The organism is Amycolatopsis sp. VS8301801F10, from assembly GCF_046195355.1.
Taxonomy (GTDB): Bacteria; Actinomycetota; Actinomycetes; order Mycobacteriales; family Pseudonocardiaceae; genus Amycolatopsis.
Map to the genome: position 1 here is coordinate 869885 of NZ_CP176065.1, position 25419 is coordinate 895303.

28 protein-coding genes are annotated in these 25419 nt (G+C 70.1%); 4 read left to right on the forward strand and 24 right to left on the reverse strand.

What is annotated here, in order from left to right:
• The first annotated feature begins 75 nt into the window (after positions 1–75).
• Positions 76–723 (forward strand): TetR family transcriptional regulator, encoded by a 648-nt coding sequence (locus tag F9C11_RS04145; RefSeq protein WP_409183592.1) that lies wholly within the window; start codon positions 76–78, stop codon positions 721–723.
• On the opposite strand, the gene F9C11_RS04150 is transcribed toward F9C11_RS04145, so the two are convergent.
• The 3 genes from F9C11_RS04150 to F9C11_RS04160 are packed head-to-tail and all read right to left on the reverse strand — an operon-like array spanning position 701 to position 2549.
• The gene (locus tag F9C11_RS04150) at positions 701–1777 is read right to left on the reverse strand and encodes a PLP-dependent cysteine synthase family protein (protein WP_409183593.1); all 1077 of its coding nucleotides are present in this window, start codon (positions 1775–1777) and stop codon (positions 701–703) included. The genes F9C11_RS04145 and F9C11_RS04150 overlap by 23 nt on opposite strands.
• Positions 1774–2064: a DUF4229 domain-containing protein gene (locus tag F9C11_RS04155; RefSeq protein WP_409183594.1), complete on the reverse strand. Its 291-nt coding sequence runs from the start codon at positions 2062–2064 to the stop codon at positions 1774–1776. The genes F9C11_RS04150 and F9C11_RS04155 overlap by 4 nt, the downstream gene beginning before the upstream one ends.
• 11 nt (positions 2065–2075) lie before the next feature.
• On the reverse strand, positions 2076–2549 hold the full coding sequence (locus F9C11_RS04160; protein ID WP_409183595.1) for an Lrp/AsnC family transcriptional regulator: 474 nt from the start codon (positions 2547–2549) through the stop codon (positions 2076–2078).
• A 362-nt stretch (positions 2550–2911) separates the two neighbouring features.
• Here F9C11_RS04160 and F9C11_RS04165 point away from each other — a divergent pair, with 362 nt between their 5' ends.
• Together F9C11_RS04165 and F9C11_RS04170 are read left to right on the forward strand one after the other, a co-directional pair.
• Positions 2912–3124 (forward strand): BldC family transcriptional regulator, encoded by a 213-nt coding sequence (locus F9C11_RS04165; protein WP_009072010.1) that lies wholly within the window; start codon positions 2912–2914, stop codon positions 3122–3124.
• 295 nt (positions 3125–3419) lie between these two features.
• A complete protein-coding gene (locus F9C11_RS04170; RefSeq protein WP_409183596.1) occupies positions 3420–3599 on the forward strand; it encodes a hypothetical protein in 180 nt (59 codons plus the stop codon).
• Positions 3600–3778: 179 nt separating this feature from the next.
• Here the strand turns inward: F9C11_RS04170 and F9C11_RS04175 are convergent, their stop codons facing one another.
• From F9C11_RS04175 to hemL, 7 genes are all read right to left on the reverse strand, one after another.
• The gene (locus F9C11_RS04175; protein ID WP_409183597.1) at positions 3779–5074 is read right to left on the reverse strand and encodes an AAA family ATPase; all 1296 of its coding nucleotides are present in this window, start codon (positions 5072–5074) and stop codon (positions 3779–3781) included.
• Positions 5075–5159: 85 nt separating this feature from the next.
• The gene (ccsB, locus tag F9C11_RS04180) at positions 5160–6161 is read right to left on the reverse strand and encodes a c-type cytochrome biogenesis protein CcsB (RefSeq protein ID WP_409183598.1); all 1002 of its coding nucleotides are present in this window, start codon (positions 6159–6161) and stop codon (positions 5160–5162) included.
• A gap of 3 nt (positions 6162–6164) precedes the next feature.
• Positions 6165–7769 carry a cytochrome c biogenesis protein ResB gene (locus F9C11_RS04185; RefSeq protein ID WP_409183599.1) on the reverse strand — a complete coding sequence of 535 codons (1605 nt, stop codon included), beginning with the start codon at positions 7767–7769 and terminating at the stop codon, positions 6165–6167.
• Complete coding sequence (locus F9C11_RS04190; protein WP_409183600.1) at positions 7766–8539, reverse strand: cytochrome c biogenesis CcdA family protein; 774 nt, start codon at positions 8537–8539, stop codon at positions 7766–7768. Before F9C11_RS04190 ends, F9C11_RS04185 begins: the two co-directional genes overlap by 4 nt.
• Before the next feature lie 270 nt (positions 8540–8809).
• Positions 8810–9391 carry a TlpA family protein disulfide reductase gene (locus F9C11_RS04195; protein WP_409183601.1) on the reverse strand — a complete coding sequence of 194 codons (582 nt, stop codon included), beginning with the start codon at positions 9389–9391 and terminating at the stop codon, positions 8810–8812.
• A complete protein-coding gene (locus F9C11_RS04200) occupies positions 9388–10014 on the reverse strand; it encodes a histidine phosphatase family protein (protein ID WP_409183602.1) in 627 nt (208 codons plus the stop codon). Before F9C11_RS04200 ends, F9C11_RS04195 begins: the two co-directional genes overlap by 4 nt.
• A complete protein-coding gene (hemL, locus tag F9C11_RS04205) occupies positions 10011–11315 on the reverse strand; it encodes a glutamate-1-semialdehyde 2,1-aminomutase (RefSeq protein ID WP_409183603.1) in 1305 nt (434 codons plus the stop codon). Before hemL ends, F9C11_RS04200 begins: the two co-directional genes overlap by 4 nt.
• Before the next feature lie 103 nt (positions 11316–11418).
• On the opposite strand from hemL, the gene F9C11_RS04210 reads away from it, so the two are divergent.
• Entirely contained in the window at positions 11419–11931 is a 513-nt protein-coding gene (locus tag F9C11_RS04210; RefSeq protein ID WP_409183604.1) for a TspO/MBR family protein, read from the forward strand.
• Here the strand turns inward: F9C11_RS04210 and F9C11_RS04215 are convergent.
• From F9C11_RS04215 to F9C11_RS04280, 14 genes are all read right to left on the reverse strand, one after another.
• Positions 11928–12440 carry a DUF5666 domain-containing protein gene (locus tag F9C11_RS04215; protein ID WP_409183605.1) on the reverse strand — a complete coding sequence of 171 codons (513 nt, stop codon included), beginning with the start codon at positions 12438–12440 and terminating at the stop codon, positions 11928–11930. The genes F9C11_RS04210 and F9C11_RS04215 overlap by 4 nt on opposite strands.
• Positions 12441–12447: 7 nt before the next feature.
• On the reverse strand, positions 12448–13650 hold the full coding sequence (locus F9C11_RS04220; RefSeq protein ID WP_409183606.1) for an ABC transporter permease: 1203 nt from the start codon (positions 13648–13650) through the stop codon (positions 12448–12450).
• Positions 13647–14345, reverse strand: a complete 699-nt coding sequence (locus tag F9C11_RS04225) for an ABC transporter ATP-binding protein (RefSeq protein ID WP_409183607.1) — start codon at positions 14343–14345, stop codon at positions 13647–13649. Before F9C11_RS04225 ends, F9C11_RS04220 begins: the two co-directional genes overlap by 4 nt.
• Positions 14342–15517 (reverse strand): efflux RND transporter periplasmic adaptor subunit, encoded by a 1176-nt coding sequence (locus F9C11_RS04230; protein ID WP_409183608.1) that lies wholly within the window; start codon positions 15515–15517, stop codon positions 14342–14344. Before F9C11_RS04230 ends, F9C11_RS04225 begins: the two co-directional genes overlap by 4 nt.
• A 64-nt stretch (positions 15518–15581) precedes the next feature.
• Positions 15582–15920 carry a hypothetical protein gene (locus tag F9C11_RS04235; protein WP_409183609.1) on the reverse strand — a complete coding sequence of 113 codons (339 nt, stop codon included), beginning with the start codon at positions 15918–15920 and terminating at the stop codon, positions 15582–15584.
• 49 nt (positions 15921–15969) lie between these two features.
• On the reverse strand, positions 15970–16440 hold the full coding sequence (locus tag F9C11_RS04240) for a hypothetical protein (RefSeq protein WP_409183610.1): 471 nt from the start codon (positions 16438–16440) through the stop codon (positions 15970–15972).
• Positions 16440–17012, reverse strand: coding sequence for a hypothetical protein (locus F9C11_RS04245; protein WP_409183611.1), 573 nt, complete (start codon positions 17010–17012; stop codon positions 16440–16442). Before F9C11_RS04245 ends, F9C11_RS04240 begins: the two co-directional genes overlap by 1 nt.
• 20 nt (positions 17013–17032) lie before the next feature.
• Positions 17033–18004, reverse strand: a complete 972-nt coding sequence (hemB, locus tag F9C11_RS04250; protein ID WP_409183612.1) for a porphobilinogen synthase — start codon at positions 18002–18004, stop codon at positions 17033–17035.
• 290 nt (positions 18005–18294) lie between these two features.
• The gene (locus F9C11_RS04255; RefSeq protein WP_409183613.1) at positions 18295–19827 is read right to left on the reverse strand and encodes a uroporphyrinogen-III synthase; all 1533 of its coding nucleotides are present in this window, start codon (positions 19825–19827) and stop codon (positions 18295–18297) included.
• A gap of 82 nt (positions 19828–19909) precedes the next feature.
• On the reverse strand, positions 19910–20857 hold the full coding sequence (gene hemC, locus F9C11_RS04260) for a hydroxymethylbilane synthase (RefSeq protein ID WP_037818841.1): 948 nt from the start codon (positions 20855–20857) through the stop codon (positions 19910–19912).
• Complete coding sequence (locus tag F9C11_RS04265) at positions 20858–22171, reverse strand: glutamyl-tRNA reductase (protein ID WP_409183614.1); 1314 nt, start codon at positions 22169–22171, stop codon at positions 20858–20860.
• Positions 22171–22962 (reverse strand): redox-sensing transcriptional repressor Rex, encoded by a 792-nt coding sequence (locus F9C11_RS04270; protein ID WP_409186808.1) that lies wholly within the window; start codon positions 22960–22962, stop codon positions 22171–22173. Before F9C11_RS04270 ends, F9C11_RS04265 begins: the two co-directional genes overlap by 1 nt.
• Before the next feature lie 617 nt (positions 22963–23579).
• Positions 23580–25136: a molybdopterin-dependent oxidoreductase gene (locus F9C11_RS04275; protein WP_409183615.1), complete on the reverse strand. Its 1557-nt coding sequence runs from the start codon at positions 25134–25136 to the stop codon at positions 23580–23582.
• 58 nt (positions 25137–25194) lie between these two features.
• The gene (locus F9C11_RS04280; RefSeq protein ID WP_409186809.1) at positions 25195–25410 is read right to left on the reverse strand and encodes a glutaredoxin family protein; all 216 of its coding nucleotides are present in this window, start codon (positions 25408–25410) and stop codon (positions 25195–25197) included.
• Positions 25411–25419: the final 9 nt, after the last annotated feature.

Below are 25419 nucleotides of genomic sequence, written 5' to 3' on the forward strand. Positions count from 1 at the left end.
CTGCTCTCTTGTTCTCGAAGCTAACAGAACACTGTTCTTTTATCAAGAGAGCAGTGTTCTGTTACACTCCGGGACGTGTCCGACTTCCAGCGCGCCCGCAGTCCCGAGCAGGTGGAAGCCCGCCGCGAGGCGATCCTCGACGCGGCCGAAGAGCTGATGACGGAGTCGTCCGTCAGCGAGGTCAGCATGCGCGAACTGGCCCGCCGAGTAGGACTGTCGGCGTCGAACGTCGCGCGCTACTTCCCTACCCGCGAGGCGGTCTACCTGGAGGTGCTCGACCGTGCCCGCGGCGCGTGGCTCGACTCGCTCACCCTCGACGGCGATCTGTCGGAGGTCGCCGCGACCCTCGCCCGTTCACTCGCGACGCGACCGATGCTGTGCGAACTGATCAGCGTGCTGGCGAACGTGCTGGAGCGCAACGTCTCGACGGAGATCGCGCGGGATTACAAGCTGCGGTCGGCGAAGCACAATGCCCGCACCGCCGACCTGCTGCACGCCGCGCTGCCCGGCCTTTCCGCGGAGACCGCGCAGGAACTGTCGTCCGCGATCTTCATGTTCACCGCGGGAATGTGGCCGCTGGCGCACCCGAACGAAGCCGTCCGAGAAGCCATCAAGGACCCGCGTCTTGCCGGGTCCCGTCTCGACTTCGAAGACCGGTTGCGCCGCTTGATAGTCGTGCTGACGCTGGGCTACCAGGAGGCTAGGCGTCGAACCGGCCAGTGAGCAGGAACTCGTCGAACCGCGCCCGGTACGGCGCGAGGTCGATCCCCTGCTCGGCGAGCCATTCGTCGGAGTAGTACGTGTTCGCGTACCTCTCGCCGCCGTCGCACAGCAGCGTCACCACCGAACCCGCCTGACCTTCCGCCAGCATCCGCGAGATCAGCTTGAACGCGCCGTACAGGTTGGTCCCGGTCGAACCGCCCGCCCAGTGCCCGGTGCGCTCGCGCAGCAACCGGATCGCGGCCAGGGAACCGGCGTCGGGCACCTGGAACATCTCGTCGATCACGCCGGGCACGAACGACGGTTCGCAGCGCGGCCGTCCGATGCCCTCGATCCGCGACGGCATCCCGGTCGCGTAGTCCAGCGCACCGGTTTCCCAAGCCCCGTAGAACGACGAGTTTTCCGGGTCCACCACGCAAATCTTCGTGGTGTGCCGCTTGTACCGGACGTAGCGGCCGAACGTCGCGCTCGTCCCGCCGGTACCCGCTCCGACGACGATCCACGACGGCACCGGATGGCGTTCGGCGCGCATCTGCGCGAACACCGATTCGGCGATGTTGTTGTTGCCGCGCCAGTCCGTCGCGCGCTCGGCATAGGTGAACTGGTCGAGGTAATGCCCGTTGCACTCGGCGGCCAGCCGCTCGGCCTCCGGATACATCGCCGGCGCCGCGTCGACGTAGTGGCATTCGCCGCCGTAGAACTCGATGAGCGCGATCTTTTCCTTGCTCGTCCGCCGCGGCACGACGGTCACGAACCGCAGGCCGAGCATCCGCGCGAAGTACGCCTCGGACACCGCGGTCGAGCCGCTGGACGCCTCGACCAGCACGGTGTCCGGCCCGATCTGGCCGTTGACCAGGCCGTACAGGATCAGCGAGCGCGCCAGCCGGTGCTTGAGCGAGCCGGTCGGATGCACCGACTCGTCCTTCAGGTAAAGGTCGATGCCCCATTCCGGAGGCAGCGGGAAAACATGCAGGTGAGTGTCGGCGCTGCGGTTGGCGTCGGCCTCGATGATCCGGACGGCTTCGCGGACCCAGGCGCGGCTGTGCGGTTTGCTCATGCCGCGGAGTCGTCGGCCGGGGTCTCGCCGCGCAGCTGCGACCGCAGCTGGGCCCGAGCACGCGCGCGGGATTCGTTGCGCTTGGCCAGCCCGGCCGTCACGCGCTGGTTCAGGCCGCGCAGGAGCAGCAGGCCGAGCGGAAGGCCGACGACGAGCCCGATCAGCAACGCGACCAGCAGCGGCACGCCGACCAGCGAAAGCACGACCGCGACCACCGCGACGAGCGCGAACCGCGCGATCAAGTACACCGTCAGGTCACGGGGCAGATTGTCCGGTGTCTCGCTCACACCGAAACAGGCTACGCCCCGCTCGCCGGGTCTTCGTCCAGGCCCGCGTTGTTGGGGCGGCCCTCGAACCGGGTGGAGAGCACCACTGTCGTATTGGTGCGGCCGACGCCCGGGATGCGGCGGAGCCTGCCGAGGGTGAGTTCCAGCTCGTCCACCGTGGAAACACGCACCTTGACGACGAAGGCCTCGTCGCCCGCGACCGCGTAACAGCTCTCCACCTCGGGCAGTTCGCCGAGCGCGGCGGCGACGTCCTCGTCCGTGGCGGTGTCGGTGGGATGGATGCCGACCAGCGCGGTGACGCCGAGGCCGACCGTGTTCGGGTCGACCATCGCGTGGTACCCGGTGATCACGCCCGCCGCCTCGAGCTTCCCGACGCGTTCGTGCACCGACGACGCGGAGAGCCCCACCGTCCGGCCGAGGTCGGCGTAGGTAGCCCGGCCGTTGGCCCGCAGCTCGGCGATGATCTTCCGGTCCAGCTGATCCACCGGCTCATTATGCGGCGCGCCCGCGCGGGAGGCGCATCCCGGTAGGCCCCGGATTGTCTCCTGCGTCACAGCAACCTCAGCGCCGGAAGCCGCCAAGACCCGGCCTTTGCTTGGTCTTTACCCGGATCGCGCTGCGGTTGGTCGGAAAATGCCTGGTCAGCGGGGCGCGAACGGGCCCGGAGCAATCCTGAGAATCTGCTGAGTTATGTCCCTTTTGCACTTTAAGGGCTCTTTACCCAAGGACAACCGTTCGAGTACCCGACGGGTGAAGTGCCACGATTGCCGCGTTGGCCACCCGGGCGCGACGGGCGAAATCGCCCGATGCCCCCGGTATAGCAAGTTGGGCGTTAAGGAGGCGGAAAATGACCGCAACCATGGGCGGACGGTTGCTCACCCCGGGTGAGGTGGCCGCTCTGTTCCGGGTCGACCCGAAGACCGTGACCCGCTGGGCCACCGCGGGCCGCATCGGCTCGATCCGGACGCCGGGCGGACACCGCAGGTTCCGCGAGTCCGAGGTGAACGACCTGCTGGCCGAACTCACCACGGACGCCAGCGAGCCGACCCGCAAGATCTGACCCGCTAGATCTGACCCGCGGGTCTCGCAGTACGCCGAAGGGTCGTGACTGGCAAGGGGTGCCTCCCGCATCGCTTGCCGGTCACGACCCTTCTGTGTTTGATCGCGCCGACTCCGTCGTCGCGGCGAGATCGCCGGGGAGCCGGTTTCTTCCCTCCCGATCCGCCCGGCCTGGGGGCCGGTCGAATCGCTCAGTCCAGAAACCGGCGCGATCTCGCGGCGTGGCCGCGGAGAACTTCCCTGAACCTGGATTGCGGCTAATGTGGGGGGCCAGCACGACGGAAGGACCCCGGGGCATGATTCCTTTGCTCGCAGCGGTGGGCGCGATCACCATCGCCGTTCTGTTGTGGCGGGCACTCGGCGCGCAGCGGATCAGCGTGCCGCAGCGCCGCCCGGCCGTCGCTCCCGACGACGATCCCGAATTCCTGCGCAAGCTCTCCGAGCAGCAGCGCAACCGCCGAGACGAGACCGACTGAATCTGATTGCCCCGGCTCCGCCGGGGCGCCGAGATCGCCGGGGAGCTGGTTTCTTCCCTCCCGATTCGCCCGGCCTGGGGGCCGGTCGAATCGCTCAGTCCAGAAACCAGCGCGATCTCGGGTCTTGGGTGCGGAGCCTGAGCGGGCGATCAAACCCTGCCAGGGGGTTAGCCCCGCGATCAAACCCGTCCGCTGAAGCCGTCCGCGACCGTCGCGGCCAGTTCCAGCAGCGCCAGCCGGGTGTCCCCGCCCAGGCGCTCCAGCTCGATCTCCGCGCCCTCTTCCAGATGCGCGTCGAACGGGATCCGGCACACCGAGCGCACCTTCGCGCCGAAGTGCGCGGCCAGCTTGTCCAGGTCGACGGAACTGCCCTTCGGGCGCACCGAGTTGATCACCACGACCGAGCGTTTCACCAGGTCGCCGTAGCCGTGCGCCTCCAGCCAGTCCAGGGTCGCCGAGGCGCTGCGGGCGCCGTCGACCGAACCTGAGGACACCACTACCAGCGAATCGGCGACGTCGAGGACGCCCTTCATCGCCGAGTGCATCAAACCGGTGCCGCAGTCGGTCAGCACGATGTTGTAGAAGTGCTCGAGCAGGTTCACCGTGCGCCGGTAGTCGGTCTCGGAGAACGCCTCCGACACCGCCGGGTCCTGTTCGCTGGCCAGGATTTCCAAGCGGCTCGAGCCCTGCGACGTGTACGACCGGACGTCGCTGTAGCGCGTGATCTTGTCCGCGTCCCGCAGCAGGTGGCGGACGGTCGCGGTGGTCTCGATGGCGATCTTCTGCGACAGCGTCCCGCGGTCCGGGTTCGCGTCCACCGCCACGACCCGGTCGCCGCGCAGGGACGCGAACGTCGCGCCGAGCGTGGTCGTGGTCGTGGTCTTGCCGACGCCGCCCTTGAGGCTCAGCATCGCGATCTTGTAGCACCCGCGCAGCGGCTGGTTGACCCGCGCGATCAGCTCGCGCCGGCGCGTGTCCGCGGGACTCTCGCCCGGGTTGATCAGCTTGCCGCTGCCCAGGTACACCGCCTTGCGCCAGCCGGACTGCGGCGTGCGCTTCTGCTGCTTCACCAGGTGCGCGGTGGCCAGTTCGTCCGCGCTGGACGCGGGTTGCGGCAGCCCCTGCGCGGCGGCGGGAGCGCCCGGCATCGGCACCGCGCCCGGAGCGGGAACCGGCGTGCCTGCCGGAGCGGCGGGCTGCTGGTACCCCGGCGGCACGGCGTGCTGTGGCTGCTGCACGGGAGGCTGCAGCGGCGGCAGGTTCTGGTCGTAGTGCGGCTGGTAGCCGCCCGGCTGCGGCAGCGGCTGGTAGCCGCCCTGCGGCGGCGGATCGACGACCTGCGTCGGCTGCGCGTCGTACGGCCCGGTGCCGGGGTGCGGCGTCGAATCGGTGCGTTCCTCGGAGAACATGGCAGCCGGTTCCTGGGCCTGCTCGGACTGCTGTTCGCCGGCAGTCTCTTCACTGGGTCCGGTCACCGTTGCCAACCTCCCGGGTACGTCGAAGGGCCCCTGACGACGACGGTAGTCGCCCGGGGCCCGGTCCGGGTGGCGGACCCCCGGCTCAGCTCACTCCGGCGTAGGAATGCAGTCCGACGGTCACCAGGTTGACGAAGAACAGGTTGAAGATCGTCGCGGCGAACCCGACGATGTTGATCACCGCCGCGCGGGTGCCGCGCCAGCCCGCGGTGGCCCGGGAGTGCAGGTATGCCGCGTAGATGACCCACGCGATGAACGCGACGGTCTCCTTCGGGTCCCAGCCCCAGAACCGGCCCCACGCCGCCTCGGCCCACACCGCGCCGCACAGCACGCCGAAAGTAAAGATCGGGAACGCCACGATCGTGGCCCGGTAGGCGATCCGGTCGAGCACGTCGGCGGCGGGCAGCTTCGGGCCGAACTTGGCGAACTTCGCCGGGTCGCGGTCGTGCGCGGTGCGGAAGAGGTACAGCACGCTCGCCACGCCGGGCACCAGGAACACGCCGGAGCCGATGATCGCCGCGGACACGTGGATCACGAGCCAGTACGACTGCAGCGCGGGCACGACCGGCGCGGCCACCGTGTACAGCATCGTGCCGTTGACGAACATCAGGATCACGACGGGCAGCAGCAGGAAACCGGTGAGGTGGCGGACCGGGAACTTCTTGATCACCACGAGCCAGGCGACGACGGTGATGAAGGTGACCGCCATGCCGTACTCGTACATGTTGCCCCACGGCGCGCGGTGCACCGCGAGTCCGCGCAGCACGATCGCCGACAGCTGCAGCAGCGCGCCCAGCACGAGCAGCGCCGCGCCCATCCGGCCGATCCGCTCGGCGCGGCCGACCGCGCGCGGGGCTTCCGGCTCGACCGGTGCGTCGCCGTCCTCGATCGCGGAGTCGGCGGCGTCGTCGGAGTCCGGTCCGCCCGCGCCGACCAGCACGCGCTGGCGGCTGCGCTCGGCGGCGAGCCGGCCCTTGGCCCCGAACGCCTGCTCGAAGAGCGTGAACAGCAGCGCCAGCACGTAAATCGCCACTGTCGTCGTGTACAGCAGGTCGCTGTACTGCGAGAGAGTCTCGTTGATTTCCATGCCTCAGCTGCCCTTCCGGCCCGTGACCAGCCGTTCGCTGATCCGCTGGAATTCCTCGCCGTATCCGGCTTGATCCGTGCGCGCGAGCCCCGCGACCTCGATCACGGTACTCGCGCCGCCGTCCTTGCCCGGCCGCACCCGCACCCAGACGCGACGCCGCTTGACCAGCAGCGATGCCCCGAGTCCGGCGAACATCACGATCGCGAAGCCGAGCACGTAGCCCTGCGTCGGATCGTGTGAGATCTGCAGGTTGACCCATTTGTTGACGCCGTCGAACCGCACCTTCGTGCCGTCGTCGAGCGTCAGTTCCTGGCCGACCGCGAGGTTCTTGCGGGCGACCCGCTTGAGCCGGCCGTCCTGGACGCGGGACTGGTCGACCGAGAACACCGACTGGCCGCGGCCCGCGTCGAGCCCGAGGTCGCCGCGCAGCACGTCGACCGCGACCATCGGGTTGTTCAGCTGCGGCGCGGTCGAGGTGAGCACGCCGCCGTGGATGAACGACGACGGCGCGAAAAGCCCGGTGATCGCGAGCTGCTTGGTGCGCCGCTGGATCTCGTCGGTGATGCCGGGCTGGTCGAACTTCGTCGCGCCCTCGGACAGCATCGTCGCCGGGTTGCTGTACATCCACTGGGTGTTCTGGGTGCGCTTCTCGCCGTTCGGGAAGGTCACCGTGAACTGCGGCGAATAACCGTTGCCCAGCAGGTAAACCCGGTCGCCCGCGGTGCGCAGCGGCTCGTTGACCTCGAGGTCGTAGGGCTTCCACGCGCCGGTCTGCAGGTCCTCGCCGGACTGGTACTCGATGTGCGAGTGGTAGTAGTCGGCCTGGTTCGTGGCGGTGTAGCGGGCGGTGAAGTCGTTTACCTTCACGCAGAACGGGTCGAGGTCGGTGCCGTCGACGCGCAGGCCGGCCTCGAAGGAGTCGTAGTTGTAGATGCCCGAGTTGCAGAACTGGCCGCCGTTGGCCTGCACGATGACCTGGCCCTCGTAGCTGTAGAGCTTGCCGAGGGCGAAGAAGACGATCAGGCCGAGCATGCCGAAGTGGAAGAGCAGGTTGCCGGTCTCGCGCAGGTAGCCGCGTTCGGCCGACACGCTGAACCCGCCGCCGTCCTCCTCGCGCTCGACGCGCCGCCAGCCGGACAGCTGCTTGCGCACGTCCTCGCGGATCGTCTCCGGCGTACGCGCGGTGCGGGCGATCCGGTGGTGCGGCATGCGCGCGAGATTGCGCGGCGTCAGCACCGGCTTCGCCCGCATCTGCTTGAGGTATTCGAAGCTGCGCGGCGTCAGGCAGCCGACCAGCGAGATCATCAACAGCAGGTAAATCGCGGAGAACCAGACGCTGGAGTAGACGTCGTAGAACTCCAGCTTGTCGAGCAGCGAACCCCACCAGCCGTGCGCGCTGATGTATTCGTCGACCTTCGGCGCGTTCAGCCGCCGCTGCGGCAGCAACGCGCCGGGCAGCGCGGCGAGCGCCAGCAGGAACAGCAGCACCAGGGCGGTGCGCATCGAGGTCAGGCCGCGCCAGGTGTTGCGCAGGAACGCGAGGAACTGCTTGGCCGCGGACGGCCGGTACGGCTTCGGGTTCTTCGGGGGCGCTTCGGTAGTGGTCACAACGGCAGCTCGAGATCGGAGGCGACGGAGTTGCGGAGCCAGCCCATGACGTCTCCCCACAGCCCGGTGACCAGCAGGATGCCGACCACCATCAGCAGCGCCCCGCCGAAGATCTGCACGCGGCGGCCGTTGCGGCGGAGCCAGTCGGTGGCGCGCACGGCCCAGCGGGCGCCGAGCGCGATCAGCAGGAACGGGACGCCGAGGCCGAGGCAGTAGACGAGCACCAGCACGTACCCGCGGACCGCGGCCCCGCCGGTGGCGCTGGCGAGACTGGTGACGGCCGAGAGCGTCGGCCCGATGCACGGCGTCCAGCCGAGCCCGAAGACCGCGCCCAGCACCGGCGCGCCCCACAGCCCGCCGCCGGGCACGTGGTGCGAGCGGACCTCGCGCTGCAGCCCGGGGATCCAGCCGAGGAAGACCAGGCTCATCAGGATGGTGAGGATGCCGCCGATGCGCTGCAGCAGATCCTCGTTGACCAGCAAGGTGTTCGCGAGCCAGACCAGCGTGCCCATGGTCGCGACGAACACCACGGTGAACCCGAGCACGAACAGCGCCGCCGCGCCGAGGACGGCGTAGCGGCCCTTCTTGCGTTCCTCGCCGTCGCGCACCGCCGGGGCGTCTGCGCCGACGAGAGCCGCGAGGTAGGCGAGGTACCCGGGCACGAGCGGCACCACGCACGGCGACGCGAACGAGATGGCCCCGGCCACCAGCGCGACACCCGCGGCGAGCAGCAGCGGCCCGGAGAGCGCCAGCTCGGACACGGAGTTCACGCACTTGAGAGTAGGCAGTGAGCTGGACGTGAGGCGGGCGGGGCCCGCTCACAGGACCTACGCCACAACGGGGCCGGGACCTTCGTCCTGCCTCGTGAGCGTCTCGTGAGCGGCGTTGCCGGTTCTAACCGGGATAGCCGCTCACGACGAGCCCAGGCCGGGACCTGCGCACGGGTGCCTCGCCTCGCGGGGCCTGCGCGTGCGGCTAGGGCGGGGCTTGGGGCTGGTGAGTGTTTATCGCGGTTCTAACCGCGATAAACACTCACGAGGCTATTTCTCCGCGCTGAGCCGCTGCACCACCGGGACCAGGTCGGAAGCCAGCACCTGCCGCAGGAAGACCGCCGCTACCCGGTGCTGTTTGTCGAGCACCAGCGTCGACGGGATGATGTTGCGCGGGTATCCGGCCAGCTGCAGCAGCACGCGGCCGGACGGGTCCCAGATCGACGGGTAGGTCAGGCCGCGGTCGCGCACGAAGTCCTGGGCCACCTGGCGGGCCGGGTCGCGCACGTCGAGGCCGATCACCTGGGCGCCGAGCGGGGCGATCTGCTTGCTCGCGGTCTCCAGCTCGGGCGCTTCGGCGCGGCACGGGCCGCACCACTGGCCCCATAGGTTGATCACCAGCGGCTTGCCGGGGAAGTCCTCGATCGAGAGCTGTTTGCCCTCGTGCATCAGGTCGTCGCCGGCCAGCGCCGGGGCCTTCTGGCGCTCGTTCACCGGGTACGTGATGTCGACCTTGCCGCCGGGCGAGACGAAGGTGAAGGTGCCGCCCGAAACGACCGCGTCCTTGCCGGTCGAGCAGCCCGTCACGACGAGCGCGGCGGCCAGCAGCATCCCGAGCAGCCGCCGTTTCATGCGCCGGTCACCTTGGGGTCGGTGGTGCCCGCGGGCTCGCTGTAGACGATCTCCAGCAGCTGTTCGCCGTCGAACACCAGGCTGGTGAGCGACGCGAGCGAGCACTGCCGCTGCCGCGGGTCGTGCCACAGCCGCTTCGCCTCGAGGAACCGGCGAAGCGTCCAGATCGGCAGCTGGTGCGACACGCACAGCGCTTCGCGCCCTTCGGCCTTTACGCGGGCACGGTGCACCGCGCCGAGCATGCGGTGGGCGATCTCGACGTACGGCTCGCCCCACGACGGCTTGAACGGATTCACCAGGTGCGGCCACGCTTTCGGCTGCCGCAACGCTCCGTCGCCCACGGCCACGCGCTGGCCCTCGAAGACGTTCGCCGCTTCGATGAGACCTTCGTCAGTCGCGATGTCGAGCCGGTGCGCGCCCGCGATGGGTGCCGCTGTCTCCTGCGCGCGCTGAAGCGGCGAAGCGACGACGTACGCGAGGTCGTGCCCAGCCAGCGACTCCGCGACGGTGAGCGCCTGACGCTGTCCGCGCTCCGACAGCCGGAAGTTCGGCAGCCGCCCGTAGAGGATCTGCTCCGGGTTGTGGACTTCACCGTGCCGCAGCATGTGCACGACGGTGGTCATGGGCGAACCGCCTCAGCCGCCGCGCGCGCCGCAGCGGGCAACGCGGCTTCGATGACCGCGAACGCTTCGTCGTCCATCGCGGCGTTCACGAACCATGCCTCGTACGGGCTCGGCGGCGGATACACGCCTGCTTCGAGCAGCGCGTGGAAGAACGCCGGGAAGCGCCATGTCTCGGTGGCCTGCGCGTCCGCGTAGTTGCGTACGGGCTGGTCGGTGAAGAAGACGCTCACCAGGTTGCCCGCGAACTGCACAGTGTGCGTGACGCCCGCTTCGCTGAGCGCCTTGTCGAAAAGCCCACCGAGCCGCTTCGCGTTGGCGTCGAGCTTCGCGTACACAGCGTCGTCGGCTTCGCGCAGCGCGGTGAGACCCGCAGCGACCGCCACCGGGTTACCGGACAACGTGCCCGCTTGATAGACGGGACCGCCGGGCGCGAGCTTCGCCATGATGTCCGCGCGGCCGCCGAACGCCGCGGCGGGCAGCCCGCCGGACATCACCTTGCCGAACGTGTAGAGGTCGCCGGCCACGCCTTCGAGGCCGAACCAGCCGGCGCGCGAAACGCGGAAGCCGGTCATCACCTCGTCCATGATCAGCAGCGCGCCGTTTTCGTGCGCGAGGTCACGCAGTGCTGCGTTGAAACCGGGATCCGGCGGCACCGCGCCCATGTTGCCCGCGGCCGCTTCGGTGATCACCGCGGCGATCTGGCCCTCGTTCTCCGCGAAAGACTTCCGCAGCGCGGCAAGGTCGTTGTACGGCAAGACAATCGTGTCCGCGGCCTGCGCGCCGGTGACGCCCGGAGAAGTCGGCAGGCCGAGCGTCGCGACACCGGAACCGGCTTCGGCGAGCAGCGCGTCGACGTGGCCGTGGTAGCACCCGGCGAACTTGACGATCTTGGCCCGGCCGGTGAAACCGCGAGCCAGCCGGATGGCGCTCATCGTGGCTTCGGTGCCGGAGTTGACCAGCCGCACCTGCTCGACCGGACCGACCCGGCCGATGATCTCCTCGGCCAGTTCGACCTCGCCGATCGTCGGCGTGCCGAAGGACAGCCCGTGTTCCGCGGCCGCGCGGGCGGCGGCCACCACCTTGGGGTGTGCGTGCCCGAGGATCATCGGGCCCCACGAGGAGACGAGGTCGACGTAGCGGTTGCCGTCGGCGTCCCACAGATACGGGCCCTCGCCGCGGACCATGAACCGCGGCGTGCCGCCGACCGAGTTGAAGGCGCGCACCGGCGAGTTCACCCCGCCCGGAACGGCCGCCTTGGCGCGTGCGAACCATGCTTTGGACTGCTCGGTGCCAGTGCTCACCGTCCCAGTCTTGCAAATCCTCCGTTCGGGTGTCGGCGGCGCCCAAGCTGCCACCCGTTTGCCACCCGGCACACCGGCCGCACCCCTCCTAAGATGAGCGCGCATGGACGGGGCGAGCCATGGAGGAAACGTGACGGCGCCCACACATCGCCGGAATCCGTGGCTGATGCTCGCGGTGTTCGTCGGGCTGGTCGGCGTCATCGCGCTGGTCGGTGCGCTGGCCGCGACCTCCGCGCCGGACGCCTACAACCGGTACGTGCTGCCGGACTGGGCCCCGCCCTCGTCCCTGTTCAGTCCGGTGTGGACGGTCCTGTACCTCGTGCTCGCCGTCGCCGGCTGGACTTATTGGCGCACTGACGGCGAGAACCAGGGCTTCGCCGCGTACGGCATCGGGCTGCTGTTCAACCTGATGTGGATCTCGCTGTTCTTCGCCGGCGGCTCCACGCAAATCGCGTGCGTCGACATCGTGCTGCTCGATTTCACCGTGATAGTGACGATCGCGCTGTTCTACCGCCGGTCCCGCGTCGCCGCGCTGCTGCTCGTGCCGTATCTGGCGTGGCTGCTCTACACGACCGCGCTGAACGTCGCGATCATCGCGCTCAACGACGTTCCCTAACGGCCCGGCTGCGCCACGATCGCCTGTGCGGTCACCGAACCGTCGGATCCGGTGCGGCCCTGCACGGTCACCGTCTGTCCCGGTTTGAGGTCGCTGAGCTTGCCCGGCTGAGTCACCCCGACCGTCGTCTTGTCCGAAGTGGACACTGTGACTTCGCTGCCCTGCCCGGTCTTCAGCGTGACCGTGCTGCCGTCGACCTTCTCCACGGTGCCGACCGTGCCGCGACCGCCCGCCGTGCGTCCGCCCGGTTGTCCCGCTGCCGGGTCAGGACGGGCGGTGGAAGCAGTGCTCGACGGACCGAACGCCGCGTGCGTCCACGCGCCGCCAGCGAACGCGAGGGCCAGCACGAGCAGCCCGGCGAGCACGAGCGTCGGCTTGCCGAACGGCCGCGCGACCTGCTTCAGCTCCGCGGTGAGATCGCCTTGGACGGCGGGTTCGGCGATCAGGTCTTCCGGACGGGCGGGCTCCTCCGGCGGAGTCGGGACGGGCTGGGTGGTCGACGCGGACATGACGCTCCTACTCGTGCCGGAGGGCGTCGATCGGCCGCAGCCGCGAAGCCCGGTTCGCCGGGAAACTGCCGAAGAAAAGCCCGATCAGCGCGGATACCGCGAACGCCAGCGCGATCGACGACGGCACCACCACCGGCTGGATGCCCGCGATGCTGAACCGGCTGCCGACCACGCCGATCAGCACGCCGAGCAGTCCGCCAAAAAGACTCAGCATGGTCGCCTCGGCGAGAAACTGGCCGAGGATCGCCGAGCGCGGCGCGCCGATCGCCTTGCGGATGCCGATCTCGCGGATCCGCTCGGTGACCGTGACGAGCATGATGTTCGTGACGCCGATCCCGCCGACCAGCAGGGAGATCGCCGCGACCGCGCCGAGCAGCACGGTGAACGTCTCGATCGCCGACGTGCGGGTCTGCAGCAGCTGCGCGGAGTTCTGGATCTGGAAGTCCGGATTCGCCGTGGTCTGGATGCCGTGCCGGGCGTCGAGGATCGCGGTGACCTCGGCCTGGGCCAGCCCGATCGAGTCGGCGGTGGCCGCCTGCACCGCGATCTGGTTCAGCCCGCCGTAGCCGGCGAGCGAGTTCTGCACCGCGCTGATCGGGGCGATCGCGACGTCGTCGGCGTTCTGCAGCCCGGTGCTGCCCTTCGTTTGCAAGACGCCGATCACGGTGAACTGGATGCTGTTGAGCAACACGTTCTTGCCGACCGGTTCGCCCGCGCCGAAGATCGATTGCGCGGTCGTCGGTCCGAGCACGACGACCTTGCGCGCCTGAGTCACGTCCTCGGCGCTGAACAGCTGACCGTCGGCGATCTGGCGGTTCGTGGTGGTGAAGTAGCTGGGTTCGGTGCCGACGACGCTCGACAGGTCATAGGAAGTCTGCCCGTACGTCGCGGTCGCGCTGGTGTTCACCACTGGAGCCGCCGCCTTGACGTCCGGCGCGCCCACCGGGTCGACCAGCGCGTGCGCGTCCTGCACGGTGAGCGGCCGGACCTGGCTGGCCTGCCCGCCGCCGCGCACCGGGGACACGTTGACCACGTCCGTGCCCAGCCCCTGGATGCTCGCGGTGATCGCCGCCGAAGCCCCGTTTCCCACTGCTACCAACAAGATCACCGACGCCACCCCGATGGTGATGCCGAGCGTGGTGAGCACCGAACGCAGTTTGTTCGACGCGAGCCCGCGCACCGCGAACCGCATGATCTCGACGAAGTTCACGCGACCACCCCGGCGCGGGCCTCGTCGGACACGATCCGCCCGTCACTGACTCGCACGACCCGGTGCGCGTGCTGCGCGACCTCGTCCTCGTGCGTGATCACCACGACCGTGCGGCCGAGCGCGTTGAGCCGGTCGAAGACACCGAGGACGTCGACAGTGCTTGCGTGGTCGAGGTTTCCGGTCGGTTCGTCGGCGAGCAGCAACGCCGGTCCGCCGACGAGCGCCCGCGCCACCGCGACCCGCTGCTGCTGTCCGCCGGACAGTTCGTTCGGCAGATGCTTGGCCCGGTCGGTCAGCCCGACCAGCTCCAGCGCGGCGAGTGCCCGGCGGCGCCGTTCCCCGCGCTTGAGTCCACTGTAGACCATTGGCAATTCCACATTGGACAACGCGCTGGTGCGCGGCACGAGGTTGAAGGATTGGAAGATGAAGCCGATCTTTCGGTTGCGCAGCAAGGCAAGCTGCCGTTCGTTGAGGTCGGCGACCGAGAAGCCGTCCAGCAGGTACCGGCCCGAGCTCGGCGTGTCGAGACAGCCGAGCATGTTCAGCAGCGTCGATTTTCCGGACCCGGACGCGCCCATGATCGCCACGTACTCGCCCGGCCACACCCGCAGATCCACGCCGCGCAGCGCGTGCACCGCCGTTTCTCCGCTGCCGTAGGTCTTGCGCAGTCCGGAGACCGCGATCACCGGCTTCATCCCCGGCCCCCGCCGCCGAGACCGCCGACGCCGCCTTGGCGTCCGCCGCCGAAGCCGCCGAGACCGCCCGTGCCGCCCGTGCGTTGCTGCCCGGAGCCGCTCGACGTGGTCGGCGACGCGGCCGTCAACACCACCTGGTCGCCCTCCTCGAGCCCGGACTTGATCTCCACAGTGGACTCTCCGCGCACCCCGACCTCGACCTGCCGCGAAACCGGCTGCCCGTTCCGCTCCACCGTGACCACGCTCGTCGTCCCGCTGGTCCGCACCGCGGCGGCCGGAACGCTCAGCACGCCATCGGCTTCCGCGACGGTGATCACGACGCTCGCCGACTGTCCGGGCCGCAAACCCGACGGCGGATTCGACAACGTCAGCTTCGCGCCGTAACTGACGACATTGCTGCTCGTGGTCGGCGTCAGATCGATACTGGAAACGGTCGCCGGCAACGGTTGATCCGGCGTCGCGTTCAACGTGACCGTGGCTTTCTGCCCAGTTTTCACCTTGCTCACGTCAATTTCCGCCACCGAGGTATTGACGACGAGACTGCCCAGGTCGGTGATGTCGATAAAGCCAGTGCTGCTACTGCTGCTGGACGACTGTTGCCCGGTGGAACCAGACGACGCCGCCGCGGAACTGTTGCCGGAGCCACTGCCCGTTTGCTGCCCGACAGTCCCGTTAATCGCGGTGACAGTCCCCGCCCCCGGCGCGGTCAACGTCGTCGCGGCGAGCGCCGATTCGGCGTTGTCGACGTCCAGCTGCGCTTGATCCACTTTGGCCTGAAGCGCCGTAGTACTGCTCTGCGCCTGCGCCGTGGCGAGGTTGTCCTCGGCGACCGCGAGGTTGGCCTTGGCCACCTGAAGTTGTTTGCTCGCCTGGGAAGAGTCGATCGTCGCGAGCTTCTGCCCGGCGCTCACGACGTCGCCGACCTTCACGTCGATGCTCGTCACCTTGCCGGACGCGGTGAAGTTCGCGACGCCGGTGTAGGTACTCGCGATCGTGCCCGCCGCCGACACGGTCTGGGAGACGTTCGCGCGCCGGACCGGCGTCGTCCGGGTTTGCGCCTGCGCGGTCGAACTGCTCGGGGAAAAGGCCTGGTAAATCCCGAAACCCGCGCCGCCGAGCAGCACGACAAGGACTCCGTTGACCACCCAGGTTCGGTTGCGCAGCCGCGTCATGGCGGCAAGACTGCGGGGCCTGCTTAGCAGTCAGCTGTTGGTTCCCTGTGGGACAGCTGTGTAATCAGTCCTTCTTCTTTTTGTGCCGCGCCCGCACCGCGAGCAGCAATTGCCGGACCGCGTCCACCACCAGGATCGCGGACAGCGTGCCGAGCCCGAGCGCGCCGGCGATGTGCCCGCCGAAGTACCGATGCGACGTCAGCGGCGTGCCGTCGCCCGCCGTGGTGACGACCGGGACGACCCCGGCGTGCCACAGCGCGAACGCCGCCCACAGCACCAATCCGGCCACCACGACCTCGCCGAGCGCGACGAACGCGCGCCACGGCTGGTTGAGTTTCGCCTGCGGCTGGGGTTCCTCCGGCGGCCAAAGCCCGGCTCCGGTCGGCTGGGGTAGGTCGATCACGGGGTCCAGCCTTTCAGGTTCGCCGCCGTTCCGCGTCCCTCGTGGGGGTTCAGTTCCGGGAGTCATCGGCCTGTTCCTCGGGTCGGTTCTTCGCCGCCAGCTCCGCGAGCGCGGTCTTCAGCGCTTCGCCGTCGCGGGCCCAGGCGAGCACCACCGTGCCGTCGTCCAGCTCGACCGGCACCTCGTCGTACTTCCGCGGCGCCGACCAGCCACCGCCGAGCACCCGCGCCCCGACCGGCGCGCCGACGTCGGTCACCGAGGCGATCCGCTCGGCAGCCAGCGTTTCCCGCCCCTGCCGCAGCCCCTCGGTGGTGACCTCGAGCGAAAGGAACCGCCGCCGCGCGTACACCCACGGCAGCGTCAGCCCGAACAAGGCGAGCCCGATCAGCACCCAGCCGACGACGTGCGCCGGCCCGCCGGTGGTCAGTTCCGCGAGCGCGCCGAGCAACGCGAACAACGGGCCCCAGACCAGCGCCGACCAGCCGACACCGGCCTCGGAGTACAGGGTCCTGGCCGCCATTACAGCTTCTTGCCGACCTTCGGGAAGTAGTCCGCGACCTTCGGCAGGTACAGCAGGATCAGCATGACGACCAGCGCCAGCGACGAGGCGAGCGCGAAAATGCTGCGGATCACCCCGAGTTCGAACACGATGCCGAGCACCGCCAGCAGCGTCGCGATGCTGCGCGCCGACCGCGTGCCCTCGCGGGCCTTCCAGGCGAACAGCACGAGCAGCCCGCCGAAGCACAGCGCGCCGATCAGCATGGCCCACACGAGGGTGGTGGCGTTGGCCTGCACCTGAGCGACGTCGACCTTCTGACCGCTCTGCCGAACCTGCTCGATCGCGCGGTCGACCAGCTGCTGCTTGAGCAAGACGGTGACCACCTGACCGGCCACCACGATCACCGCGGCCACGATGGCGAGCACGAACGCGACGTGCACCGGCGTCGGCGGCTTGGCCTTCGGCGCGGCCTGCCCCGGCAGCACCGGATCCGGCGCGCGCCCGCGCTTGCGGCGCTCGTCGTCGGTGAGCCCGGAAAGATCGTCCGGGGTCACCTCGGCTGGCTTCGGGGTGTTCTTGTCCTTCTCGGCCACCCGGAAGACCCTACCCGGGCTCAGTCCAGCCAGGCCGCGGCCTCGGCCGCCCAGTAGGTCAGGATCAGGTCCGCCCCCGCGCGCCGGAACGAGGTGAGCACCTCGAGCACGGTGCTCTCCCGGTCGATCCAGCCGTTCGCCGCGGCCGCCTCGACCATCGCGTACTCGCCGGAGATGTTGTACGCCGCGACGGGAACCGGCGAAATGTCGGCGGCCGCCTTCACGATGTCCAAATAGGACAGACCAGGCTTGACCATGATCATGTCCGCGCCCTCGGCGAGGTCCAGCTCGATCTCGCGCAGCGCCTCGCGGGCGTTGCCGAAGTCCTGCTGGTAAGTCTTGCGATCGCCCTTGAGCTGCGAGTCGACGGCCTCGCGGAACGGCCCGAAGAAGGCACTGGCGTACTTGACGGTGTAGGCGAGAATCGCGGTCTCGCTGTGCCCGACCTCGTCCAGCGCCCGGCGGATCACGCCGACCTGCCCGTCCATCATCCCGCTGGGCCCGAGCACGTGCGCACCGGCTTCCGCCTGCGCGACGCCCATGTCGGCGTACAACCGAAGCGTGGCGTCGTTGTCGACCAGCCCGTCCGCGTCGAGAACCCCGCAGTGCCCGTGGTCGGTGAACTCGTCCAGGCAGGTGTCGGCCATCAGCACGGTGGAGTCGCCGAGTTCGCTGCGCAGATCCCGCAGCGCGACGTTGAGAATGCCGTTCTCGTCGACCGCGCCGGATCCCTGGGCGTCCCGCTTCTCCGGAATGCCGAAGAGCATCAGCCCGCCGACTCCCGCGTTGACCGCCTCGACCGCGGCCTTGCGCAAGGTGTCGCGAGTGTGCTGAACGACGCCGGGCATGCTGGCGATCGGCCGAGGCGCGTCAAGACCTTCAGCGACGAACATCGGCAGGATCAGCTGCCGTGGCCGCAACGTGGTCTCACTGACCAACCTGCGCATTGCCGGAGTGGAACGAAGCCTGCGGGGTCGCTGCTCAGGGAACACAACTCCAAGGTACTCCGCGACAAATCCGCCCGGCAGGCGGTGCTCACCCTCACCCCGCATCCGATGCACCCAACAACGAGGCCCCACCTCCCCCGCAGCCGATGCACCCGCCAAGCGAGGCACCCACACCTCCCCCGCCCCCGATACAAAGCCAAAAACACGGCGCGGGGGTGCTTGTCAAGGCATCTTTCCCGCCTTGACAAGCACCCCCGCGCCGTAGTCACGCTAAAAAATCGGGGTGCCCCGCCTCACCATCGAGGCGCAATGTCGCCGCCAGGCGACGAGCCGACTCAGCTGCGCCGAGTCCGCTTGGCCTTGCGCGGCGGCGGCAACGCGCCCTCCGCACGAAGCCGGGCGGCGTGCTCGGCGAGCGCGTCCACCAGGTGCGGCACGTCGGCCTTCTCCGGCTGGACGTCCACCCGCAGCCCGAACTCCACCGCGGTCTCGGCGGTCTTCGGCCCGATGCACGCCACCAGCGTGCGCGTGTGCGGCTTCCCGGCAATACCGACCAGGTTCCGCACGGTCGACGACGAGGTGAAACAGACCGCGTCGAACCCGCCGGTCTTGATCATCTCGCGAGTCTCGGCGGGCGGCGGAGCGGCCCGCACAGTCCGGTAAGCCGTGACGTCGTCGACTTCCCAACCACGCTCGACCAGACCAGCCGACAGGATCTCGGTGGCGATATCCGCCCGCGGCAGCAGAACCCGGTTCACCGGATCCAGCACGTCGTCATAAGGCGGGAACTCGGCCAGCAGCCCCTCGGACGACTGCTCGCCCGTCGGCACCAGCTCCGGGATGATCCCGAACGACCGCACCTTCGCCGCGGTCGATTCGCCGACGCAGGCGATCTTCACGCCGGAGAACGCGCGCGCGTCCAGGCCGAACTCCTCGAACTTCTCCCACACCGCGCGCACCGCGTTGGTGGAGGTGAAGACGATCCACTGGTACCGGCCGTCGACCAGGCCCTTGACCGACCGCTCCATCTGCGCCGGGCTGCGCGGCGGCTCGACCGAGATCGTCGGCACCTCGTGCGAGGTCGCGCCGTGGCCGCGCAGCCGCTCGGCCATCTCGCCCGCCTGCTCCTTGGTGCGCGGCACCAGGACCTTCCAGCCGTACAGCGCCCGCGACTCCCACCAGGACAGCTTCGACCGCTGCCCTGCGGCCTGCCCGACCGTCACGACCAGCGGGCCGACCAGTTCGCCCGCGTCGTTCGCGACCGAGGCCAGCGTGGTGTCCAGCGTGCGCTGGGTGTTGATGGTGCCGTTCGCGGTGACCGCGACCGGGGTGGTCGGCGGCAGCCCCTTCTCGGTGAGCTGGCTCGCCGCCTCGGCCAGGTGCGCCGAGGTGGCGTGCAGCACGATCGGGCCGGGGGACGCGGCGAGCGCGCCCCAGTCGACCTCGCCGCGGACGTCGGCCTCGGTGTAGGTGCCGCCGAGCGCGACCCCCGCGTACGCCGGGACCGCGGTGCCCGGCGCGACGCCGGGGATGACGTCGAACACGGCCGAGGTGCGAGCCACGGCCTGGACCTCGGCCACGACGGCCGGGCTGGTCAGCGGGTCGCCGGAGACCAGCCGCAGCGCGAGCCGGCCGGCCTTGGCCTCGGCGGTCAGGTCCTTCGCCACGTCGGACGGTTCGCCGACGGCGGGGCGGACCTCGGCTCCGGGGGCGGCGAAGGCGAGCACGCTGGCGGGCACGTCCGGGTCGGTCACCACGACCTCGGCCTTGGCCAGGAGTTCCTGGGCGCGGACGGTGAGCAGCCCGGCGTCCCCGGGGCCCGAGCCCACGAAGGCGACGCGCCCGGCGGTCTTGCGAGCAGGGGTCATCGTTGGTGTTCTTCTCCTCTTGGGCGGCCGGCGCTCCGGCCGCTGGTGTCGGGCAGGTCGTGCGGGTCGGTGACGGCTGGCGTCACAGCGCGGGGCCGAGCAGCGCCCCGGCTCCCAGGTCAAGCAGTTCGGCGGCCAGTTCCCGGCCGAGCTTCTCCGCCTCGCCGATCCCGGCGATCGCGGAAGCCCGCACCATGTCGACGCCGCCGTTCTCGCCTTCGACGGCAGCGGTGCCGCGCAGCGAGATCCGTTCCACCACCGCGCCCTCGTCGTCGAGGTCCTCGACGATCTCGGCGAGCGCACCCACCGGCGCGCTGCACCCTGCTTCGAGCGCGGCGAGCAGAGCCCGTTCGGCCGTCACCGCGACCCGCGTGCTCTCGTCGTCCACCGCGGACGCGAGCAGGTGCTCGATGTCCACGTCGGCGGCCCGGCACTCCAGCGCCAGCGCCCCCTGCGCGGGGGCGGGCAGCATCTGGATCGGGTCGAGGGTTTCGGTGATCTCGTCCACCCGGCCGACCCTGGCCAGTCCGGCACGCGCGAGCACCACGGCATCCAGCTCGCCGTCGGTCACCTTGCGCATGCGGGTATCGATATTGCCTCGGATCGGCACGATTTCCAAACCGAGGCCCAGCGCGCGCAGCTGGGCCATCCGCCGCGCCGCGCCGGTGCCGACCTTCGCGCCCGGCGGAAGCTCGCCGAGGGTGAGGCCGTCGCGGGCGATCAGCGCGTCGCGCGGGTCCTCGCGCGGCGGCACCGCGGCCAGCACGAGGCCGTCCTCGGGCGCGGTGGGCAGGTCCTTGTAGGAGTGCACGGCGACGTCGATCTCATTGCGCAGCAACGCTTCCCGCAGCGCCGAGGTGAACACGCCGACCCCGATCTGCGAGATCGGGGCGCTGGAGAGGTCGCCGGGCGTGGTGACGGTGACGATCTCCACCTCCGCCCCGGTGGCGCGGATGGTGTCGGCGACGATGCCGGTCTGCGCGAGGGCGAGCTTGCTGCCCCGCGTGCCGATGCGAATGACTCTGGTCACTTACCGCTTCTTCTCGGATTCCGGCGCTGACGGGCTCGCCACGGCCGCAGGAGCCTGCGGGTCGAGGCAGAACAGTTCCCGCAACGCGTTGGCGTAGTCGGTGTCGGCCGTCTCGGCGGCCAGCTGCTTGACCCGCACCGTCGGCGCGTGCAGCAGCTTGTCGACCACCCGGCGAACCGTGCGGCCGACCTCTTCGCGAACCTGGCTGTCGAGTTCCGGCAGCCGGTTGTCCAGGCGGAGCAGTTCCGCGTCCACCACCTCGGCCGCGCGCCTGCGCAGCGCGGTGACCGTGGGCGTGACCTCGGCACTGCGCTGTCCGGCGAGGTACTCGCGCACCTCGTCGAGCACGATGCCGTTGGCTTTGGCGGTCTGCCGTTCGGTGGTCGGGGCTCCCGCGTCGCGCATGCGGCGCTGGATCGTCTCCAGGTCGACCACGGTGACGTCGGCGAGTTCGGCGACCGCGGGGTCGACGTCCTTGGGCAGCCCGAGGTCGCAGACGACCAGCGGACGGCCGACGCGCGCGGGCACGTGCCCGGCGAGGAAGACCGCGTCCTGCGCCCCGGTGCACGCCACGACGAGGTCGGCCAGCTCGACCGCCTCGGCAAGCGAGGTCAACGGCACCGAACGGGCCGGAATCCCCTCCGCGACGATCTTCTCGGCCAGCCGGACGGCGTTGGCTTCGGTGCGGTTGGCCACGGTGATCTCGGCGATCCCGGCCTTGCGCAGCTGCGAAGCGGTGAGCGCGCCCATCGAACCGGCCCCGACGATCAGCGCGTGCTTGCCCGCGATGTCCCCCGCGGCGGCGAGCGCCTCGGACACGACGGACGCGCCGAGCTGGTCGAGCCCGGTCTCGGAGTGCACGCGCTTGCCGACGCGCAGCGTGGTCTGGATCAGCTCGTGCAGCGTGCGGCCGACCGTGCCGGCGTCGCGCGCGGTCGCGTACGCGGAGCGGACCTGACCGAGGATCTGCGTCTCGCCGACCACCATCGAGTCGAGGCCCGAAGCGACGGAGAACAGGTGCTCGACGGCCGCGCCCGCGTAGTGCACGTACAGGCTGTCGTACAGCTCGGCGGGCTCCATCCCGGCCTTGCGGGAGAGCACCTCCGAGACGTCGTTGACGCCGCCGTGGAACGTCTCGACCACGGCGTAGACCTCGATGCGGTTGCACGTCGAGACGAGCATGACCTCGCTGATGTGCTCCGCCTGCTGCAGGTCGTGCAGGACCTTGGTCAGCTCGTCCGCCGGGATCGCCGCACGCTCGAGCGTGCCGAGATCCGCACTGCGATGGGAGAGCCCGACCGCCAACACGCTCATCAGCGCACCACCATTCCGAGACCGCCGTCCGTGCCGGCGCCGTTTCGTCCGCTGCCATTGTCGGCGGGCAGGCCGGTGCCGGGTAACCCGGTATTCCCCTGGTTTTCCCCGGCCGCACCGGCCGCGCTGTCGGCGCGCCGAGCCACGTGGAACGAGAGGATCTGCAGCTCGACGGCCAGGTCGACCTTGCGGACCTCGACGTGTGCCGGCACCTGGAGCACTACCGGCGCGAAGTTGAGGATGCACTGGACGCCGCCCGCTACCAGCCTGTCGCACACCGACTGCGCGGCGGTAGGAGGTGTGGCGATGATCCCCACGGAAATCTCCCGTTCGGAGCAGACGCGAGGAATGTCGTCCATGTGCGAGACCGGCAGTCCCCCTACGGGAACGCCGATCAGATCGGGGTCGAGGTCGAAGAGCGCCTCGACCGGGAAGCCGCGGCCGGGGAAGCCGCCGTAGTTGGCGAGCGCGTGGCCGAGGTTGCCGATCCCGACCACGGCGACCCGGTGCTGCCGGGTGAGGCCGAGGATCCGCTCGATCTGGCTGACGAGCACCTGCACCTCGTAGCCGACGCCGCGGGTGCCGTAGGAGCCCAGGTAGGAGAGGTCTTTGCGCAGTTTGGCGGAGTTCACGCCGGCTGCCGCGGAGAGTTCCTCGCTGGAGACGGTGGTCGCGCCCTGCTCGGCCAATCCGGAGAGGATCCGCAGGTAAACGGCCAGCCGGGCGACGGCGGCCTCCGGGATCTGCTTCGCCCGGACCGCGGTGTCTTCGGGGTCGGAGACGGCGGGCATCTCGGCGGTCGGGGCGTTGTCGGCGTCCGGAGCGGTGCGCGCTGCCCGGGCCGGACGGCGGGTGCGGCCGGTGGCGTCGGTCTCCGCGGCGGTTTCGGCCTGGGCTTCGGCGGCGGCTCGGGCGGCGGCGCGGCTGGTGCGGCCGTTGCCGTTGCCGGACGCGGCGGCCCGGCCGTTGCCCGCGGCGTGCGCGCCGCCACCGGCGACCTGCTCGTTCCCGTTCTCCGGGCCCGCCGAGTTTCCGTTGCGCGCCAACCCGTTCTCGGTCACCGTCGCGCGACGGCGGCTGCCCGCGGCGTGCCGTCCGCCGGACCGGCGCGCGGCTGGCGGGGCGGGTTCGGCCGAATCGGATTCGTCGCGGGGAGGCGTGGCCGGCGGTTCGGCACCGCTGCGCCCGCCCCGCTGTGTCACCACGCTGACTTCTCCTCAATCCGGCTTCGTGCCCGCGCTGTCCCCCAGCTGCCTCGACCGGCAGTGGAAAACCAACCCTTGACCCCACGGCTTCCGTCCGGTTCGATACCGGCCCTCGCGGGGACGGGTTCCTACGGTAGTCCACTTGTGAACGCATGCACAAAGTCACTGGTCATCCGCATGACCAGAAGCACAACCACGCTCGCTCAGGCGGCGGTGAAGGGCACCGTGTGCCACCCGGTCGCGCCGTCCGGAACCGGGTCCGCGGGGTGGTCGGTCTGGGTGTAGCCGGACTGGTCGGTCGCCCGCACCGTCACCGTGTGGCTGCCCGGCGGCACCGGCACCTCGGCCCACCACATCCGCCAGGTGTCCTTGTTGACCTCGGCCGAAAGCGTCGCCGGAAGCCACCCGCCCTGGTCGACCCGCACCTCGACCTTCGCGATCCCGACGTGCTGCGCCCACGCCGTCCCCGCCACCCGGACCTTGCCCGCGCGCACCGACGTCCCGCTGGCCGGTGCGTCGATCCGCGATTCGGTCTTGATCGGGGCCTGTTCCGCCCAGCCCCGCTGAAGCCAGTACGCCTGCCGCGCGTCCCAGGTGGTGAACTCCAGGTCGGTGACCCATTTGGTGGCCGACACGTACCCGTACAGCCCGGGGATCACGATCCGCGCCGGGAAGCCGTGCTCGACCGGGAGCGGCTCGCCGTTCATGCCGATCGCCAGCATCGCGCCGCGCGCCGGGTCGAGCGCGACGTTGGCCGGGGTGCCGCAGGTGAAGCCGTCGACACTGGTCGCGTACATCTGCTGCGCGCCCGCCTGCACGCCCGCCTCGGCCAGCAGGTCGGCCAGGTCCACGCCGATGAAGTTCGCGGTGGAGATCAGGTCGCCGCCGACCTCGTTGGAGACGCAGGTGAGCGTCACGGTCCGCTCCACCAGCGGGCGGTTCCGGATGTCCGCGTAGGAGAAGCTCACCTCGCGGTCGACCATGCCGTGGATCTTCAGGGTCCAGTCCTCGGCCCGCACCTGCGGCACGACGAACGCGGTGTCGATCCGGTAGAAACTCCCGTTCGGCGTGATGAACGGCGGCGACCCGAGCCGGTGGAAATCCGCGTCCGGCGGCAGCGGCGGGGCCTTCCGGGCAGCGACCAGCGGCCCGATCGACGCCCGCGAGCCGGTCGCGCTGCTGGTGGTGGACACGACCTCGCCGACGATCGCCGCGACGCCCGCGCCAGCCGCGATTCCCGCGCCGCGCCGCAGCACCTGGCGGCGGCTGAGTCCTTGCCGCGGTTCGGTTTCCGCCGGCAAGGCCCGGCGATGCAGCCAGGTGAACACCAGCAGCGCAGCGCCCAGCGCCAGCACCGGAGCCAGCAACGCGAGCTGCCCGACGTCCGTGCGCTCGAACACCGCGTAAATGCCGAACGCGCCGACCACGACCACCAGCAACTGGCCCGGCAGCGGACGACGGCGCGAAAGCTGTCCGGCGAGCACCGCGAAGCCCAGCAGCACCACGGCCAGGCCGATCTTGAGCACGGTCTTGTCGGCGGTCCCGATCGTCTGCTCCGCCCACACCACGACGGCGTGCGGGCTGTGCGCGATCACGAAGTCCGCGACCGCGACGAACGGCGACGCGTTGTACCCGACGAAACCGGCGACCAGATGTCCCACACCCAGCGCGACGGCCAGCGAAACCAGCCCGAGGAACGTCGCGAGGCCCAGCGACAGGCGCGGCCGGGCGGTCGGCGGGGCTTCTTTCAAGGCACTCACCCCACCATCTTCGGCGGGTCGGGCCCTCGCGAGCCCGTTCGAACCGCTTACGGGTTGCTTACCGCAACGCCGCGCGCAGCCGTTCTTCCTCGACGCGCCAGTACCCGTGCTCGACCCCGTCGATCAGGATCACCGGCACCTGGTCGCCGTATTCGGCCCGCCATTCCGGGTCGCTGTCGACGTCCGCGGTCTCCCACGGCACGCCCAGCTCGCCGCAGATCCGCGCGACGTCCGCCTCGGCCACCTCGCACAGGTGGCACCCTTCGCGGCTCATCACGGTCAC

Bases quoted from the DNA above. Each gene is read 5' to 3' on its own strand.
- F9C11_RS04150 (WP_409183593.1), bottom strand. From the start codon at position 1,777: ATGAGCAAACCGCACAGCCGCGCCTGGGTCCGCGAAGCCGTCCGGATC.
- F9C11_RS04165 (WP_009072010.1), top strand. From the start codon at position 2,912: ATGACCGCAACCATGGGCGGACGGTTGCTCACCCCGGGTGAGGTGGCC.
- F9C11_RS04170 (WP_409183596.1), top strand. From the start codon at position 3,420: ATGATTCCTTTGCTCGCAGCGGTGGGCGCGATCACCATCGCCGTTCTG.
- ccsB (WP_409183598.1), bottom strand. From the start codon at position 6,161: ATGGAAATCAACGAGACTCTCTCGCAGTACAGCGACCTGCTGTACACG.
- F9C11_RS04195 (WP_409183601.1), bottom strand. From the start codon at position 9,391: ATGAAACGGCGGCTGCTCGGGATGCTGCTGGCCGCCGCGCTCGTCGTG.
- F9C11_RS04200 (WP_409183602.1), bottom strand. From the start codon at position 10,014: ATGACCACCGTCGTGCACATGCTGCGGCACGGTGAAGTCCACAACCCG.
- F9C11_RS04210 (WP_409183604.1), top strand. From the start codon at position 11,419: ATGGACGGGGCGAGCCATGGAGGAAACGTGACGGCGCCCACACATCGC.
- F9C11_RS04215 (WP_409183605.1), bottom strand. From the start codon at position 12,440: ATGTCCGCGTCGACCACCCAGCCCGTCCCGACTCCGCCGGAGGAGCCC.
- F9C11_RS04225 (WP_409183607.1), bottom strand. From the start codon at position 14,345: ATGAAGCCGGTGATCGCGGTCTCCGGACTGCGCAAGACCTACGGCAGC.
- F9C11_RS04230 (WP_409183608.1), bottom strand. From the start codon at position 15,517: ATGACGCGGCTGCGCAACCGAACCTGGGTGGTCAACGGAGTCCTTGTC.
- F9C11_RS04240 (WP_409183610.1), bottom strand. From the start codon at position 16,440: ATGGCGGCCAGGACCCTGTACTCCGAGGCCGGTGTCGGCTGGTCGGCG.
- F9C11_RS04255 (WP_409183613.1), bottom strand. From the start codon at position 19,827: ATGACCCCTGCTCGCAAGACCGCCGGGCGCGTCGCCTTCGTGGGCTCG.
- F9C11_RS04265 (WP_409183614.1), bottom strand. From the start codon at position 22,171: ATGAGCGTGTTGGCGGTCGGGCTCTCCCATCGCAGTGCGGATCTCGGC.
- F9C11_RS04270 (WP_409186808.1), bottom strand. From the start codon at position 22,962: ATGCCCGCCGTCTCCGACCCCGAAGACACCGCGGTCCGGGCGAAGCAG.
- F9C11_RS04280 (WP_409186809.1), bottom strand. From the start codon at position 25,410: ATGAGCCGCGAAGGGTGCCACCTGTGCGAGGTGGCCGAGGCGGACGTC.